The 15,532-nt window shown below is 73.3% G+C and carries 15 protein-coding genes; 5 read left to right on the forward strand and 10 right to left on the reverse strand.

The features are described 5' to 3' along the window. Window positions 1-359 precede the first annotated feature (359 nt). Window positions 360-593 carry a hypothetical protein gene (locus ACNQOV_RS14350; protein ID WP_022905533.1) on the reverse strand — a complete coding sequence of 78 codons (234 nt, stop codon included), beginning with the start codon at window positions 591-593 and terminating at the stop codon, window positions 360-362. A gap of 143 nt (window positions 594-736) precedes the next feature. Here ACNQOV_RS14350 and ACNQOV_RS14355 point away from each other — a divergent pair, with 143 nt between their 5' ends. From ACNQOV_RS14355 to ACNQOV_RS14365, 3 genes are read left to right on the forward strand one after another with little or no spacing between them, the layout of a single operon-like run. After that, window positions 737-1,294: an RNA polymerase sigma factor gene (locus ACNQOV_RS14355; RefSeq protein WP_031261095.1), complete on the forward strand. Its 558-nt coding sequence runs from the start codon at window positions 737-739 to the stop codon at window positions 1,292-1,294. Then, complete coding sequence (locus ACNQOV_RS14360; RefSeq protein ID WP_031261097.1) at window positions 1,291-1,872, forward strand: Asp23/Gls24 family envelope stress response protein; 582 nt, start codon at window positions 1,291-1,293, stop codon at window positions 1,870-1,872. The genes ACNQOV_RS14355 and ACNQOV_RS14360 overlap by 4 nt, the downstream gene beginning before the upstream one ends. A 9-nt stretch (window positions 1,873-1,881) precedes the next feature. Next, window positions 1,882-2,271 (forward strand): hypothetical protein, encoded by a 390-nt coding sequence (locus ACNQOV_RS14365; RefSeq protein WP_416395303.1) that lies wholly within the window; start codon window positions 1,882-1,884, stop codon window positions 2,269-2,271. A 154-nt stretch (window positions 2,272-2,425) separates the two neighbouring features. Here the strand turns inward: ACNQOV_RS14365 and katG are convergent, their stop codons facing one another. From katG to ACNQOV_RS14400, 7 genes are all read right to left on the reverse strand, one after another. Then, window positions 2,426-4,717: a catalase/peroxidase HPI gene (gene katG, locus ACNQOV_RS14370; protein WP_416395305.1), complete on the reverse strand. Its 2,292-nt coding sequence runs from the start codon at window positions 4,715-4,717 to the stop codon at window positions 2,426-2,428. Between the two features lie 131 nt (window positions 4,718-4,848). Then, complete coding sequence (locus ACNQOV_RS14375; protein ID WP_416395307.1) at window positions 4,849-5,667, reverse strand: FAD:protein FMN transferase; 819 nt, start codon at window positions 5,665-5,667, stop codon at window positions 4,849-4,851. Further along, window positions 5,664-6,167 (reverse strand): FMN-binding protein, encoded by a 504-nt coding sequence (locus ACNQOV_RS14380; protein WP_416395309.1) that lies wholly within the window; start codon window positions 6,165-6,167, stop codon window positions 5,664-5,666. The genes ACNQOV_RS14375 and ACNQOV_RS14380 overlap by 4 nt, the downstream gene beginning before the upstream one ends. Then, entirely contained in the window at window positions 6,164-7,630 is a 1,467-nt protein-coding gene (locus ACNQOV_RS14385; protein ID WP_416395311.1) for a ferric reductase-like transmembrane domain-containing protein, read from the reverse strand. The genes ACNQOV_RS14380 and ACNQOV_RS14385 overlap by 4 nt, the downstream gene beginning before the upstream one ends. A gap of 192 nt (window positions 7,631-7,822) precedes the next feature. Continuing rightward, window positions 7,823-9,187 carry a sensor histidine kinase gene (locus ACNQOV_RS14390; RefSeq protein WP_416395313.1) on the reverse strand — a complete coding sequence of 455 codons (1,365 nt, stop codon included), beginning with the start codon at window positions 9,185-9,187 and terminating at the stop codon, window positions 7,823-7,825. Then, window positions 9,184-9,867, reverse strand: a complete 684-nt coding sequence (locus tag ACNQOV_RS14395; protein ID WP_416405912.1) for a response regulator transcription factor — start codon at window positions 9,865-9,867, stop codon at window positions 9,184-9,186. The genes ACNQOV_RS14390 and ACNQOV_RS14395 overlap by 4 nt, the downstream gene beginning before the upstream one ends. A gap of 1 nt (window position 9,868) precedes the next feature. Next, window positions 9,869-10,588 carry a VIT1/CCC1 transporter family protein gene (locus ACNQOV_RS14400; protein ID WP_416395317.1) on the reverse strand — a complete coding sequence of 240 codons (720 nt, stop codon included), beginning with the start codon at window positions 10,586-10,588 and terminating at the stop codon, window positions 9,869-9,871. A 159-nt stretch (window positions 10,589-10,747) separates the two neighbouring features. On the opposite strand from ACNQOV_RS14400, the gene ACNQOV_RS14405 reads away from it, so the two are divergent. Continuing rightward, entirely contained in the window at window positions 10,748-11,212 is a 465-nt protein-coding gene (locus tag ACNQOV_RS14405) for a DUF2231 domain-containing protein (protein WP_022908285.1), read from the forward strand. Window positions 11,213-11,233: 21 nt separating this feature from the next. Here ACNQOV_RS14405 and ACNQOV_RS14410 read toward each other — a convergent pair whose 3' ends face one another. Beyond that, the gene (locus ACNQOV_RS14410; RefSeq protein ID WP_416395319.1) at window positions 11,234-12,148 is read right to left on the reverse strand and encodes a universal stress protein; all 915 of its coding nucleotides are present in this window, start codon (window positions 12,146-12,148) and stop codon (window positions 11,234-11,236) included. A gap of 258 nt (window positions 12,149-12,406) precedes the next feature. Between ACNQOV_RS14410 and ACNQOV_RS14415 the strand changes: the two genes are divergently transcribed. After that, on the forward strand, window positions 12,407-14,764 hold the full coding sequence (locus tag ACNQOV_RS14415) for a phosphoketolase (protein WP_416395321.1): 2,358 nt from the start codon (window positions 12,407-12,409) through the stop codon (window positions 14,762-14,764). Window positions 14,765-14,783: 19 nt separating this feature from the next. On the opposite strand, the gene ACNQOV_RS14420 is transcribed toward ACNQOV_RS14415, so the two are convergent. Next, entirely contained in the window at window positions 14,784-15,206 is a 423-nt protein-coding gene (locus ACNQOV_RS14420; RefSeq protein WP_416395323.1) for a universal stress protein, read from the reverse strand. Window positions 15,207-15,532: the final 326 nt, after the last annotated feature.

Here is a 15,532-nt window from a genome sequence, read left to right on the forward strand (position 1 = left end):
GTGCGGGACTGCCCGATCGGTGCGGGCTCGTTCACTTGTTGCGGGGGGGGGGGGTGCCCGCTCGGTGCGGGTTTGTGGCGGGGCACCCAGCGGGCAAGCTCGCACGGGGTGACGGACGTCGCACCGTGCGGCGCGGTGCGCCGTCGGTTCGCACGGTGCGAGCTCGTTCACCGGGTGCGGAGGTGCCCGATCGGTGCGGGGTTGTAGCGGGGCACCCAGCGGGCAAGCTCGCACGGAGTGGCGGACGTCGCACCGTGCGGCGCTGCACCCAGACCCGACGCCCGCCACCCGACGCCCGCCGCCCGCCACCCGCCACCCGCCACCCGCACAACCAGCGGTCCGGCCCGGCGCCCGCCGCGCTACAGGTCCTTGAGCCGCCGACCCGTCGCGCCGTCGCTCCACCGCGCGGCCGATCCCCCGTCGAGGGACTCGTGGTGCCCGCCGTGTCCGTGGGCGAGCCCGCAGCGCCAGCGGTCGAAGACGCTCAGGCAGAGGTCGCGGGGCAGTCGGTCCGCGCCGACGCCCGACGGCGCCGCGGAGCGGACCGGATCGGTGGCGTCGGGCACGGGGGTGGTGTTGGTGTCGTCGATCATTCCGTCATGTGGACGTCGTGGGGACCGGATCCGTCACGGATCCGTCGCCGTCCGGTGCACCCGGGCGTGTCCCCGCCGCCCGGTGCAGTGTGGAACGGGACGGCCGTCGGACGGCGGCCGCCGGCGACGATCGGAAGGCGGGGATGGACCACGACGATCCCCTCCTGCGTGCGGAGGACCCCACCCTGGTGGTCCGCGCCGCCGACGGCGACGTCCGCTCCTTCGAGGTGCTCGCGCGTCGACACGGGCCGGTGATGCGCGTGTACGCCGAGCAGATGCTCGGCTCGAACGTCGAGTCGGACGACGTCGTGCAGGAGTCGTTCCTGACCGGGTGGCGTCGACTCTCCGACCTCAACGACCCCGCGCGGTTCCGTCCGTGGATGATGCAGATCGTCACCCGGAAGGCGCTCGACCGGCTCCGTCGGCGCCGCCACCACGACGACGTTGACGGAGCACAGCACCCGACGGACGCCACCAGGCAGCCGGAGCGTATCGTCGAGACGCGGATGCAGCTCGACGCGATGTGGACCGCGTTGGACCGCCTCCCCGCAGACCAGCGGCGGTGCTGGCTCCTCCGCGAGACCGCCGGCTACAGCTACCAGCAGATCGCCGACGAACTCGAACTGCCGGTGTCGACAGTGCGTGGGCTGCTCGCCCGTGCCCGCCGGTTCCTGACCGTGGAGATGGAGGCATGGCGATGAGCGACATCGACGATGTCCCCGTTCCCGAGGACGACCTCGACGGTCACACCATGGAGGAGCTCGCCGACTACCTCGACCGTGGTCGGACCCCACGCGACCCCGCCATCGAGGCGTCCGCGTCCTGCCGGCTCGCGCTGTCGAACATGGCACGCCTGCGGGAGCTCTCGCTCGGTGCCCTGCAGCGCCGGGCGGACGCCGAGCCGGACCGCGAGACCGACTGGATCGACCGCCTGCTCGCGACGATCCGCTCCGAGGTCCGACCGGGGCGTGACGTCCCGGTCCCCCACCCCGACCCGAGACTCCGGCTCGCGATGACCGAGGCCGCCGTGCGCGGCCTGGTCCGTCGCGCCGGCGACACGATGGGCGGCGTCGTGATGGGCAGCTGCACGCTCGACGGCGAGCTCGGCGACCCCGGAGCCCCGGTGCACGTGCGGGTCACCGCCGGACTGGTCTACGGGGCGCCGGCGGCCGAGACCGCCGACCGGCTCCGGGACAGGATCGCGGCGGCCCTCGCACGGCACACCGCCATGACCGTGGCGTCCATCGACGTCGTGTTCGACGACGTCCACCTGCCCTAGGAGCACGACGTGAGCGACGAAGCCCTGTCCCGAGCCCTCACCGACCGGATCCGGAGCGTCCCGGGCGTCACGGGGGTCTACCCGAGCCGGCCACTCGTGCACGCCGCCGCCGAGGCCGTCGCGTCCACCTTCTCGCTGCAGGAACCCGACGTCCTGGTGGACGTGCAGCGCGAGGGCACGACGCTGCGGGTGCACGCGGGCATCGCCGTCGACGACACCCGCCCCGCGACCGACACGGTGCGCGAGGTGGGCGAGCGCGTCCGCGACCTCGTCGACGAGCGGACCGGTGGGCCGGCCGACCTCGTCGAGGTGACGATCCGGCTCGTCGAGGACATCGGGGCGCCCACCGACGACGCCACGGGACCCGGCCCGGGCGAGCGCGTGCCGACGGCCGGGTGACGGGGTCGGCGCACGGTCGCGGGTGTGACCAGATGACGGACGGGAGGCGGGGGGGGGGGGCGGCCCCCCCCCCCCCCCCCCCCCCGGGGGGGGGGGCCCGCCCCCCCCCCCCCCCCCCCCGCCCGCCTCGTGGTCCGGACGCGACCCGCCGGTCTCAGGCCGCCATCGGCCCGTACCGGCGGTGCCCCTTCACGTCGTAGCGGTCGAGCATCATGAGCTTGTCCCAGGCGGCCACGAAGTCGCGGACGAAGCGTTCCTGTCCGTCACGACCCGCGTACGCATCGACGACCGACCGGAGCTGCGCGTTCGACCCGAACACGAGGTCGTGCCGGGAGGCCGTCCAGCGCTGCTCGCCGGTCGCCTGGACGGTGCCGGCGAACACCGTCTCGGTGTCGTCGGTCTTCGTCCACACGAGGTCGGTGTCGGTCAGGTTGACGAACCAGTCGGTCGAGAGCGTGCCGACGCGGTGCGTCAGGACGCCGACGTCGGAGCCGTCCCAGTTCGTGCCGAGCACCCGCAGGCCGCCGGTCAGGACGGTCCACTCCGGTGCGGTCAGCGTCAGCAGGTTCGCCCGGTCGAGGAACACCTGCTCGAGCGCGACGCCGGGAGCGAACTGCTCGAACCGCTCGGACCGGAAGTTCCGGAAGCCGTCCGCGATCGGCCGGAGCCACTCGAACATCTCGATGTCGGTGAGCTCCTGCGTGGTGTCCACCCGACCCGGCGTGAACGGCACGGTGACCTCGACGCCGGCGGCGCGGGCGGCGTCCTCGACCCCGACGCACCCGGCGAGCACGACGAGATCCGCGAGGGACACGGCGGGGTGCTGTGCGCGGATGCGCTGCAGCGCCTCCACCACGGGCACCGTGCGGCCGTTGACCGCCCAGTCCTTCTGCGGGGACAGGGCGATCCGGCCGCCGTTCGCGCCGCCGCGCTTGTCGCTGTCGCGGTAGGTCGACGCCGCCGAGTAGGCGGTGAACACGAGGTCGGACGCGTCGATCCCCGCGTCGCGGACGGCAGCCTTGAGCGTCGCCACGTCGGCGTCGGTCAGGGGCGCGCCCGCCGCGTCGGGGAGCGGGTCCTGCCAGAGCAGCTCGTCCTCGATCGTCACCTCGGGGCCGAGGTAGCGGTGCTTCGGCCCCATGTCGCGGTGCGTCAGCTTGTACCAGGCCTTCGAGAACGCGGTCGTGAAGAGGTCGAAGTCGGCGAGGAAGCGCTCACAGACCTTCCGGTATTCCGGGTCGACCTTGAGGGCGATGTCCGAGGTCATCATCATGAGCGGGTGCTCCTGCCCGGCGACGTGCGCGTCGGGCGTCTTCGGCGCGTCGGGGTCCTTCGGCGTCCACTGCAGGGCGCCGGCCGGGCTCCGGGTCTGCTCCCACTCGTGGCCGAACAGGTTCTCCAGGTAGCTGTTGTCCCAGCGCGTCGGGTCCTGCGTCCAGCTGCCCTCGATGCCGTTCGTCGACGTGAACTCTGCGTTGCCGGTCCCGCGCGGGTTGTGCCAGCCGAGGCCCATCGACTCGATGGGCGCGAGCTCGGGCGACGGGCCGATCTCGGTCGCCGGGACCTGCCCGTGGCTCTTGCCGAACGCGTGGCCGCCCGCGATGAGCGCCACGGTCTCCTCGTCGTTCATCGCCATGCGGGTGAAGGTGGTGCGGATGTCGCGTGCGGACCCGAGCGGGTCGCCGTTCGCGTACGGGCCCTCGGGGTTCACGTAGATGAGCGCCTGGTGCGAGGCCGCGAGCGGGCTCTGCAGGTCGTAGTCGGCGTCGCCGTTCTCACCGTGCCACCGCTCGTTGCGCGAGACCATCTCGTCCATGCTGTGCACGTCGTGCGGGTTCCACACCTCGGGGCCCCACCACGTGCCGTCGTCCGGCTCCCAGGCGTCGAGCCGGCCGCCGCCGAAGCCGTAGATCGGCAGGCCCATGAGCTCGAGCGAGCAGTTGCCGGTCAGGACCATGAGGTCGGCCCAGGACAGCGCGTTGCCGTACTTGTGCTTGATCGGCTGCAGCAGGCGTCGGGACTTGTCGGTGTTGCCGTTGTCCCACCAGCTCCCGATCGGCGCGAACCGCTGCATCGCGGTCCCGGCGCCACCACGACCGTCGGCGATCCGGTACGTGCCGGCTGCGTGCCAGGCCATCCGGATCATCTGCGGGCCGTAGTTGCCGTAGTCGGCCGGCCACCAGTCGACGCTCGTCGTGAGCAGCGATTTGATGTCGCGCTTCAGCTCCTCGAGGTCGATCGTGGCGAACGCAGCCGCGTAGTCGAAGTCGGCCCCCAGCGGGTCGGCGTCGACGCCGTTCCGGTGCAGCAGCTCGACGCGGAGCCGCTGGGGGTACCAGTGCTCGAGCGTCGGCGCCTGGCCGAAGGCCCCACCGAGGTGGTCGCCGCCGGCCGGCAGGGATCCCCCCATGTGGTACGTGCAGGTGTCGGTTCCGTCAGTGCTCACTGCTGCTCCTCATCGCGCGGTGGACGCACCGGCCCCCGTCGGCGGTGCGTGCCCGCCACGATGCGCTCGCCGCCTGGGAGATGCCGAACCGGGGTGCGCTTCGCGATTCGAATCCTCGAACGAACCGCCCGTCACGGCGCGGTGGTGGTCGGCTCGGTGCCGGTCGGCGCGGTGGCGGTCGGCTCGGTGCTGGTCGGCGTCGTGGCGGTGGGCTGCTCCGCGCCGTGGACCGCACGCCGGGCGCCCGGTGTGGCCCAGACCCGACCGTCGGCGCCGAACGCCAGCACGTCGACGCCGCCGTCGCTCGTCACCCGGCGGAGGTCGTCCTCGTCTCCCGCGACGATCGCGGTCGCGAGGACGTCCGCGGTGACGATGTCGTCGGCGACGACGGTCGCCTGGACGAACGTCGTGGCGGTCCGACGCCAGATGTGCTCGCCGCGCTCGGCGGTCCCCGAGGTCGCCACGGCCCGACGGGGTGCGTCGAGCCGGACGACGCCGACGACGGTGTCCCGGTGCGCCGGGTCGACGACGCCGACGCTCCAGGGCTCGTCGCCCCGGTGGTGACCGCGGACGAGCACGTCGCCGCCGGCACTGATCATCCAGTCGGCACAGCCGGCTGCGTCGAGGACGTTCCCGGCGCCGCGGATCGCGAGGGCCTTGACGACCCCGGACAGGTCGATGACGCCGTCCGGTCGGTGCGGGGTGAACGCTCCCCCGGTCCGCTCCCGCCACTCGAGCGCGAGGGCGTAGACGTCCCGCACCTCGGCGGGTGCGTCGGCGAGGCGGAGCGACCCCGCCGCGATCCGACTGAGCACCGACGACGGGTCGTAGAGGCTGTACCGGTGGTCGTGGCCGGCGAACACCGCACGGACCTCGGACGCGGCCTCCGGGGTGGCGCCGCGGAGACTCACGACCGTCCCCATCGTCTCGAAGGTGGTGACGCCGGTCACAGCCCGGCCTTGTCGATCGCGGACTGGAGCGACGTCGTGTAGCCCTCGCTGGTGAAGGTCGCGCCGCTGACGGACTGGATCTTCGCGGACTGCGCCTGCAGCGCCTCCTGGCGGAGGATCGGGGCGGCCTGCGCGCTGATCTGCACGGAGCGACCGCCCTGGTCGGTCAGCTGCAGCGCGGTGACGTCGGTGATCTTCCCGTTCGCGACGGTGATCTGCACCTGCACGGGACCGTACTGCGTCTGGGTCGTGTCGCCGGCGAAGGTCCCGGAGGCGGAGGAGCCGCCCGAGGTGCCGGTGCCCGAGGTGCCGGTCCCGGTGCTGCTCCCGCCGCTCCCGACGCTCGCCCCGCCGGTGGTGGCGGAGCCGCTCGTCCCGGTGCCGGCCGTCGTGCTCTGCTGTGCCGGGGCGGTGACCGCGGGTTGGCCGCCGAGCTGCCAGCCGATGACGAGGACGGCGACGGACGACACGACCCCGCCGGCGACGACGCGGGCCCTCACGACTCGAACCGTTCGTGGTGGATCTGGTGCTCCGGGACGCCGGCGAGCCGTGCCTCGCGGACGACGAGGTCGGACCAGGCGCGCGGGCCGCACACGTACAGGTCGGAGTCGAGCAGGTCCGGGAAGACGGACCGGAGCGAGACCCCGCGGCGCACGTCCTCCTCGGTCATCCAGCTCTCGCGGGAGTGCGCCCGGCGGCCGACCATCGTGTACAGCCGGCTGCCCGTCGCAACGGCGAGGTCGGCGGTCTCCCGCCAGAGGTACTGCTGGTCGGCGTCCGTCCCGCGCAGCAGCACGGTGGCCTCGCCCGGGCGGAGGTCGGTGTCCTCGAGCAGCGACCGCACGGGGGTGATCCCGATGCCCGACGCGACGAGCGCCAGGTACGGGGCCGTGCGCGCCCGGCTCGTGAACAGCCCGTACGGCCCCTCGAGGGAGACGAACGCCCCCGGGGTGATCCGGCCGAGCCGTGCGGAGCCGGCACCGAGGTCGCGCACGGTGATCCGGGCGCGGTCACGACCGGGGACCGCGGAGAACGACACTGGGTGGGCGTGCCACCAGGTCCGGGCGGTCCAGAACCGCCAGACCCCGTACTGGCCGCCCTCGGCGCCGAGTCGGTCGAGGTCACGGCCCGCGAGGTGGATCGACACGACCCCCGGCGCGATGGCCTCGACCCCGACCACGCGGATGCGGTGTCGGAACGTCACGACGACCGGCAGGGCGAACCGGTATACGGCGATCAGTCCGAGCGCCACGACGTACAGCGCGATCCAGTAGACGCGCTGCCACGTGCCCTGGGCGAGGACGCTGCCGACGCTCAGCATGTGCGGCAGCGCGACGAGCACCGCCGCGTAGCTGAGCAGGTGGATGACGTGCCACGCCTCGTAGGGCAGGCGGCGTCGGACGGCGACGAGGGACGAGACGACCACGGCGACGAACAGTCCGAGTCCCAGGTAGGCCAGGGGCATGTCGGGCGTGGAGAAGAGCGCGATCGTCTCGGCGATCGGTCCGGTGCCCGCCGAGGCGCCGTACCCGAGCGTCAGGAGCGCACCGTGCGCGAGCAGCAGGTACAGCACGGGCTTCCCGAGCGACCGGTGGACCGCGATCGCGTGGTCCTGCCCGAAGGTCCGGTCGATGAGCGGGACGCGCGCGGCGAGGACGAGCATCACGAGAACGAGGTCCGTCGCGACCAGACCGGCGACGATCCCGGCGTCGGTGAGCCACCCGCCGATGCCGACGACCGTGTGGGATCCGGGCGACACGAGCCAGAGCAGGACGGCCACCGCGGCGGACACCCAGGCGAGGATCCCGAGCAGGTCCGTCAGCGCGCCCCGGCGACGTCCGGCGCGGCGACGGCGACGTGCCGCGACCGCGAGCGGCTCGGCCGGCGGCACGGTGCCACGTCGGCGGCCGCCTCCGGAGGAACCGGGGGCGGGGCGGGCGGTGGGGCGAGCGGTGTCGATCATCGTCTCGGTCCTCTCCAGCAGGTGTTCGGGTGCTCCACAGCATCGGCAGCGGGACTGTGGAGGAACCCGGAACGGACCGTCCGCTTCGTTCGAGACTTCGAGTGATCCGGCACGGCCGCCGGGCGGCGGGGCTCGGATGCCCGTCGGGGGGGCACGGTCGTCCGTCGGCCGCGCGCCGCGGCGACGACCGGCTCAGACCGCGGGGACGCTGACCGTGGCGACGGCACCGCCGTGCGCGCCGTTCCGGAGCGACGCCGACCCGCCTGCGCGCTCGGCGATCCCGCGGACGAGCGCGAGTCCGAGCCCGCTGCCGCCGAGCACCGCGCGCCGGGCGCTGTCCGCCCGGGCGAACCGCTCGAACGCCTGGGGCAGGAAGTCCTCGGGCACCCCGCGGCCGTCGTCGACGACGGTCAGCTCGAGGGTCCGCGCGGCGTCCTGGGTGAGGGTCACGCGGATCACGCCGCCCTCCTCCCCCGCTGCGACGGCGTTCGCGACGAGGTTGTCGACGATCCGGGCGAACGCGGCCGTCTCGAGGGCGTACCGCTCGTCGGGCGCGTCGAGCGTCACCTGGAAGTCGATGTCGCGGTCGACGGCACCCCCGAGGGCACGGACACGGTCGATCGCTCCCATGAGTTCGGTCACGAGCGCGGACCCCGGTGTCGAGGGTGCCGGTCCGGCCTCGTCCAGTCGGCTCAGCTCGAGCATCGTGTCCGCGAGCGCGACCAGCCGCGCGGCGTCCCCCTCCGCCTGGCGCAGCTCGCGCTCGAGCGCCTCGGCGTCCCCGGCGGACCGGTGCGCCAGCTCGAGCCGGGCGGTGAGGGCCGCGAGCGGTGTCCGGAGCTCGTGACTGGCATCGGACACCATGCGGCGTTCCCGCTCGGCGTGCTCGCGCTGGCGGTCGATGAACGCGTTGAGGGTCCGTGCGAGCGCGGCGAGCTCGTCGTCCGAGGTCCCGACGGGCAGGTGCCCGGCCGCGGCGCCGGCGCTCAGCTCCTCGGCCGTCCGACGCATCCGGCCGACCGGCCGGAGCGCCAGGGTCGAGAGCAGCCAGGCGGTCGCGGCGAAGGCGAGGAGCGCCAGGACGGTCCCGACGGCGAGGGAGCGGTCGACGCGTTCCACGGTCTCGTGCCCGGCGCGGCCGTCGTGCGCGGCCCAGACGACCGAGGTCCCGGCCTCGCTCCGGACCGGGATCCCCACGACCGTGACCGACCGGTGTCCGGTGTGCAGGCGGAGCGTGACGTCGTCGTCCGGCGCTGCGGTCGGCAGCGACCGTCGGACGTCCCGCGGCAGCGAGTCGACCACCCATCGACCCGACGCGTCCCGGATCCCCACCATCACGTCCTCGGCGGGTCGGTCCGGGGGCTCGCCGGGGTTGTTCCGCAGGTCGGAGACGAACGGTGCGGCGTCGCCGGCGGCGAGGGACTCGTCGGTCGCCAGCGTCGCCCGCTCGATCTGGACGTGCAGCACCACCGCGACGCCGGACAGCACGACCGCGCCGACCAGCAGGCTGCCGAGCGTGATGCGGGCCCGGATCGAGAGGCGACGGAGGGCCCTCATGCGGTCGGCACGACCTCGAGCGCGTAGCCGACCCCGCGCACGGTCCGGATCACCACGTCGGAGTCCGCCGCCTGCAGCTTCTTCCGGACGTAGCTGACGTACTGGTCGACGATCGTCGGGTCGAAGTGCTCGGCGCTCCCCCAGACCTCCTCGAGCACCTCGGCGCGGGTGCGCGGCGCCGGTGCACCCTGGATGAGGAACCGCAGCAACGAGAACTCCTTGACGCTGAGCGGCAGGTCCCGACCCCGGACCGACGCCCGGACCGCGACGGTGTCGAGCCGCACGGCCCCGGCCTCGACCACGGTCGCCGAGCCGGCCGCCCGTCGTCGCAGGTGCGCCCGGATCCGTGCGTTCAGCTCGGCGATCGCGAACGGCTTGGTGAGGTAGTCGTCGGCGCCGGAGTCGAGTCCGAACACGCGGTCGTCCACCGCATCGCGGGCGGTCACGAGGACGACCGGGAAGTCCTGGCCCATCTCGCGGAGCCGCCGGCACACCTCGAACCCGGTCATCTCGGGGAGCATGACGTCGATCGCGGCGGCGTCGAACGACTGCCCGCGCGCCTGGACGAGCGCGGCGACACCGTCCGACACGACGGTGACCTCGTGCCCCTCGCCGACGAGCCCGCGTTCGACGAGCGCGCCCATCTCCGGGTCGTCCTCGACCACCAGGATCCTCGCCACGTCACACCACCCCGCTCGTGCCGAGGAGGGATCCGATGACGAACGTCGCCGCGAGGGCGAGTGCACCACCGACGACCACGCGGACGGTGGCGCGCGGCATCGAGCCTCCCCCGATCCTCGCACCCGTCGCACCCGTGAGTGCCAGGGCGAGCAGGACGACGACGAACGTCACCGGGACCCGGACGGACTCGGGCGGCAGCAGGATCGCGAGCAGCGGCAGCACCGCGCCGATCGAGAACGCGGCCGCCGACGCGAACGCCGCGTGCCACGGGCTCACCACCTCGTCCTCGTCGATCCCGAGTTCGGTCGTCAGGTGCGCCCGCAGGGCGTCCCGGTCCGTCAGCTCGGTGGCGACGGCCTCGGCGGTCTCGCGCCGGAGTCCACGGGCCTCCCACAGCTGCGTGAGTTCCTCGAGCTCGGCGACCGGGTCTTCGTGCAGCTCCCGCCGTTCCTGCTCGATGAGTGCCCGTTGGCTGTCCTTCTGGCTGCTCACCGAGACGTACTCGCCGAGCGCCATCGAGACCGCGCCGCCCACGAGCGCGGCGATCCCGGCGGTCGCGATCGCCGGGACCGAGGTCGACGCGCCCGCGACCCCGACGACGATCGACGCCGTGGAGACGATGCCGTCGTTCGCGCCGAGCACCCCGGCGCGGAGCCAGTTCAGTCGTGCCGCGAGGTCACCGGTGTGCGCCTCACCGGCGTGCGGTTCAGGAGTGGTCATGCGCCCAGCGAACCAGGTCCGGGCGGCATCGTTCGTGTGAGGTTTCGAGTGATCCCGGGATGCGCCACGCGGACGACGACCGTGACGCGGGGCCGAGACGTCCTGTTGTCTGATCCCACCGCGCCGTCTCGAGGACGGCGCACGACGTGAAAGGCCGTCATGGACTGGCAGTTCGGCGGGATCCCGCTCCACCCCCTCTTCGTCCACCTCACCTCGGTCGCGGTCCCGGTCGCGGCCCTCACGGCGATCGCGGTGGCGGTCTGGCCCGCGGCCAGGCGGTGGCTCGCGGTCGGTGCACCGATCATCGGCCTCGTCGCGCTCGTGTCCGTCCCGCTCGCGACGTCCTCGGGCGAGTGGCTGGAGCACCACGAGAAGGAGACGGCGCTGCTCGAACGGCACACCGAGCTCGCCGACGGCATGCTGCCGTGGTCGATCGCCGTCTTCGCGCTCCTCGTGCTCTGGTGGGGCTGGCACCGCCTCGGCGCAGCCCGCGTGGACAACCGCGGTGTCGTGCGCGCCGTCGCCGTGATCGGCCCGGTGCTGCTCGTCGCGGTCGCCGTCGTCTCGATCGTCGAGGTCGTGATCATCGGGCACGCCGGCGCCGAGTCGGTCTGGAAGGGCTGACCCCGGCCTCGGGACCCGAGGTCACGACACGGACGGGTCGGCGATCGCCGGTCGGTTCCACGTCGTCCGCGCCGGCGGAGCAGTCGGCGCTCCGACCGGTGGCACGGACGACTGCGGCACCACGCACAGCGGGGTCGACGAACGGTGCACGAGCGCCTCGCCGACCGAGCCACCGAGGAACGCTCCCACCGCCGTGCGGTGGCGACGTCCGACCACGATCAGGGCCGTCGTCCGGCCGGCTCGCGCCAGCGCCTCGGACGGAGTCCCCTGGCGGAGTTCGGCGCGCATCCGGAGATCGGGGTGCACCCGGCTCACCCACCGGATCGCCGCGTCGAGTTCCAGCTGTCCGTCGTGTTCCGACATGGCGCGGCCGTGCACGGCAGTGGCATCGCGGAACGGGCCGCCGTCCGGGATCGACCGCCAGGCCCGCACGAGCACGAGGCCGTCCCGGCGCCCCTCGGCGAGCACCGCCCCCACGGCCAGCGCCGACGCAGCGGTGCCACCGTCGACACCCACGACGACGGCGTCCTCGTCCCGTCCGGGTCGCCAGCGTTCCGGCACGACCACCACGGGTGTCGTGACGTGTGCGACGACCCGTTCGGTGACCCGGCCGGTGAGGCACGCCCACAGGCGGTCGGAGTGGCGTCCGCCGACGACGAGGACGTCGCCGTCGACGGCGTCGGTGACCAGACGGGCGACCGTGGGTCCGCTGACGACCTCGTGTGCCACCTCCAGGTGCGGGTGACGGTCCCGCAGCAGGTGGGTCGCGATCGTGAGTCGACCGGTCGACCGCTCCCTGCTCTCCCCGAGCTGCTCGTGGACGGTGACCAGACGGACGGAGTCAGCGTCGCGCACCACGGTCTCCACCCAGCCCAGGCTGTTCCAGGCCGCCTCGGTCTCGTCCAGCGCGACGGTCCAGCGGGTCGGTCGTGACATGGGGTCTCCCGTCGGGTCCGCTCACGACGATGCCCGGTGCGGGCAGCGCCCACCAGGCCCTTGGTCCCCCGGAGGGAAGCCGCCCGACACGACCGCACCGCAGGCCCGACAGGACCGGAGGCCAAGCCGGGCACGACAGGACCGGACACCGCGCCGGGCCCGACAGGACCGAAGGCCCTGCCCTCCCGCCGGCTCCCGTGCCATCGTCCCGTCCACCGGTGCGGGTCCCCGCCCGACGAGGACGAGGAGCGCTCCCGGATGGACGACACGACGATCGAACAGGTCCACCGATGGTGGCGCGCTGCGAACTACCTCGCCGTCGGGCAGATCTACCTCCTCGACGACCCCCTGCTCCGTCGCCCGTTGACCGCCGACGACGTCAAGCCCCGACTGCTCGGCCACTGGGGGACGACGCCCGGCCTGAACTTCGTCCACGCGCACCTCAACCGGGTGATCCGTGAACGCGAGCTGCGGACGCTCTTCGTCTGCGGTCCCGGTCACGGCGGCCCGGCGGTGGTCGCGAACGCCTGGCTGGACGGCACGTACAGCGAGGCGTACCCGGCCGTGTCGGCTGACGAGGACGGCATGCGCCGCCTCTTCCGGCAGTTCTCGTTCCCGGGTGGGATCCCGAGCCACGCGGCTCCGCAGACACCCGGATCGATGCACGAGGGCGGCGAACTCGGCTACTCGCTGTCCCACGCGTACGGCGCGGCGTTCGACGACCCCTCCCTCCTGGTGGCCGCGGTCGTCGGCGACGGCGAGGCCGAGACGGGTCCCCTCGCGACGAGCTGGCACTCGAACAAGTTCCTCGACCCGCTCCGCGACGGGGTCGTCCTGCCGATCCTCCACCTCAACGGGTACAAGATCGCGAACCCGACGGTGCTCGCGCGCATCCCCGAGTCCGAGCTCGTCGACCTCCTGCGCGGGTACGGCCACCAGCCCTTCGTCGTCTCCGGAGGCTTCGACGGCGAGGACCCGCACGCCGTGCACCGGCGGATGGCCGAAACCCTCGACGTGGTCCTCGACGAGATCGAGCGGATCCGTCGGGACGCCCGTGCGGGCACGCTCCACGAACGGCCCCGGTGGCCGATGATCGTCCTCCGCACCCCGAAGGGCTGGACCTGTCCGGCACTGATCGACGGGAAGCCGGCCGAGGACAGCTGGCGTTCCCACCAGGTGCCGCTCTCGGACCCGCGACACTCGCCCGAGCACCTCGCCGTGCTCGACGCGTGGATGCGCTCGTACCGTCCCGAGGAGCTGTTCCTCGCCGACGGGTCGCCGGCCCCGGACATCCGCGCGCTCGCGCCGGACGGCGACCTGCGGATGAGCGCGATCCCGGTGTCGAACGGTGGTCTCGTCCGGACCGACCTGCGCCTGCCCGACTTCCATGACCACGCCGTCCCGGTCGAGCGCCCGGGGGCGACCTCGAGCGAGCCCACCCGGGTGCTCGGCCGGTGGCTCGCCGACGTCGTCCGGCAGAACCCGACGACCTTCCGGGTGTTCGGACCGGACGAGACCGCCTCGAACCGGCTCGACGCCCTGTTCGACGTCACCGACAAGCAGTGGGACGCCGAGGTACGTTCGACGGACGAGCACCTCGCGCCGCACGGGCGGGTGATGGAGATGCTCAGCGAGCACCAGTGCGAGGGCTGGCTCGAGGGCTACCTGCTCACCGGGCGTCACGGGGTGTTCGGCACCTACGAAGCGTTCGCGCACGTCGTCGACTCCATGCTGAACCAGCACGCGAAGTGGCTCGCCGAGAGCCGGAAGGTGCCGTGGCGCCGGCCGGTGTCGTCCCTGAACCTCCTGCTCTCCTCGCACGTCTGGCGACAGGACCACAACGGGCTGTCGCACCAGGACCCGGGATTCATCGACCACGTGATGAACAAGCGTCCGGAGGTGGTCCGCGTGTACCTGCCGTTCGACACGAACACCCTGCTCTCGACCTTCGACCACTGCCTGCGGTCCGTCGACTCCGTCAACGTCGTGGTCGCGGGGAAGCAACCGACGGCCGACCTGCTCACCGCCGACGAGGCCGTCGCCCACTGCACCCGGGGACTCGGCATCCTTCCGTGGGCCGGCACCGAGGTCGAGGGAACGGAGCCGGACGTGGTGCTGGCCTGTGCTGGCGACGTGCCGACGCTCGAGGTCCTCGCGGCCGCCGCGATCCTCCGTGACACGGTGCCGGAGCTCCGGGTCCGGGTCGTCAACGTCGTCGACCTGATGCGCCTGACGAGTCCGGAGCAGCACCCGCACGGCCTGCCCGACGAGGCCTTCGACGCCCTGTTCACCCGCGATCACCCGGTGGTGTTCGCGTTCCACGGCTACCCGTGGCTCGTCCACCGCTTGACCTACCGCCGCGCGGCGAACGCCGACATGCACGTCCGTGGGTACGTCGAGCAGGGCACGACGACCACGCCGTTCGACATGCTCATGCTCAACGACCTCGACCGCTTCCACCTCGTCATCGACGTGCTCGACCGGGTCCCCGGTCTCGCGGTCCGGTACGCCGGCCTGCGACAGCGGATGCAGGACGCCCGCACCGCGGCGAGGGCCTGGACACGCCTCCACGGCGAGGACGTGCCGTCGGTGGCCGACTGGCGGTGGTCGGACTGACGAGGGGACCTCGCCCTGGTCAGCGCACGACCGCGACGGCGGTCCGGGAGGCGCGGATCACCTGGTCGACGACGGTACAGCCCCGTCGGTGGTGTGGCCCGGCACCCAGGACCAGCAGGGCGGCTCCGTCCGCCGCGTCGATCAGACGACGGGCCACGGGACCCTCGACGAGCTCCCTGTGGACGTCGACGTCGGGCAGGCCGAGGAGCGCGTCTTCGACGCGCTCCTCGAGCGGCTGCAGTTCGTGACGACGTGCGTCCTCGTCGTGCCCTGGTGGTGACCAGACGGCGACCGCACGCAGCGTCGCGCCGGTGCATCGCGCCTCCTGGCCCGCGAAGCGGAGGGCCGTCGCCGATGCGGACCGGACGTCGACACCGACGACGACCTCGCGTCCCGTCGTCGTGTCGGCCGGGACGACGACGGAGCACGGTGCTGCGTCCACGAGCCGGGCGCGACCGACGGGCGGGAGCCGCGGGCGTCCGGGACGACGTCGTGCCCGACCACGAGGACGCAGTCGCCGTCGACGGCGCCGAGGAGCACCGCGACCGGCCCGCCGCGGTGCACCTCGACGGCGAGGTCGACGTCGGGCGAGCCGGCCGCCGCCCAGACGCTGGCGCGCACACCGCGGTCGGCGACGGCGAGGACCGGTGCGCCCGGGTCATCGGGCACCGCGTGCACGACGACGAGCCGCCCCACCGAACCCGTCACCCGTGCCGCGGCCCAACGAAGGGCGGCACGGGCGGCTGTCCCGCCGTCCCAGCCGAGCAC

The sequence above is a fragment of the Curtobacterium sp. LFS084 genome (assembly GCF_047977705.1).
Taxonomy (GTDB): Bacteria; Actinomycetota; Actinomycetes; order Actinomycetales; family Microbacteriaceae; genus Curtobacterium.

Bases quoted from the DNA above. Each gene is read 5' to 3' on its own strand.
- ACNQOV_RS14350 (WP_022905533.1), bottom strand. From the start codon at position 593: ATGATCGACGACACCAACACCACCCCCGTGCCCGACGCCACCGATCCG.
- ACNQOV_RS14355 (WP_031261095.1), top strand. From the start codon at position 737: ATGGACCACGACGATCCCCTCCTGCGTGCGGAGGACCCCACCCTGGTG.
- ACNQOV_RS14360 (WP_031261097.1), top strand. From the start codon at position 1,291: ATGAGCGACATCGACGATGTCCCCGTTCCCGAGGACGACCTCGACGGT.
- ACNQOV_RS14385 (WP_416395311.1), bottom strand. From the start codon at position 7,630: ATGATCGACACCGCTCGCCCCACCGCCCGCCCCGCCCCCGGTTCCTCC.
- ACNQOV_RS14390 (WP_416395313.1), bottom strand. From the start codon at position 9,187: ATGAGGGCCCTCCGTCGCCTCTCGATCCGGGCCCGCATCACGCTCGGC.
- ACNQOV_RS14400 (WP_416395317.1), bottom strand. From the start codon at position 10,588: ATGACCACTCCTGAACCGCACGCCGGTGAGGCGCACACCGGTGACCTC.
- ACNQOV_RS14405 (WP_022908285.1), top strand. From the start codon at position 10,748: ATGGACTGGCAGTTCGGCGGGATCCCGCTCCACCCCCTCTTCGTCCAC.
- ACNQOV_RS14410 (WP_416395319.1), bottom strand. From the start codon at position 12,148: ATGTCACGACCGACCCGCTGGACCGTCGCGCTGGACGAGACCGAGGCG.
- ACNQOV_RS14415 (WP_416395321.1), top strand. From the start codon at position 12,407: ATGGACGACACGACGATCGAACAGGTCCACCGATGGTGGCGCGCTGCG.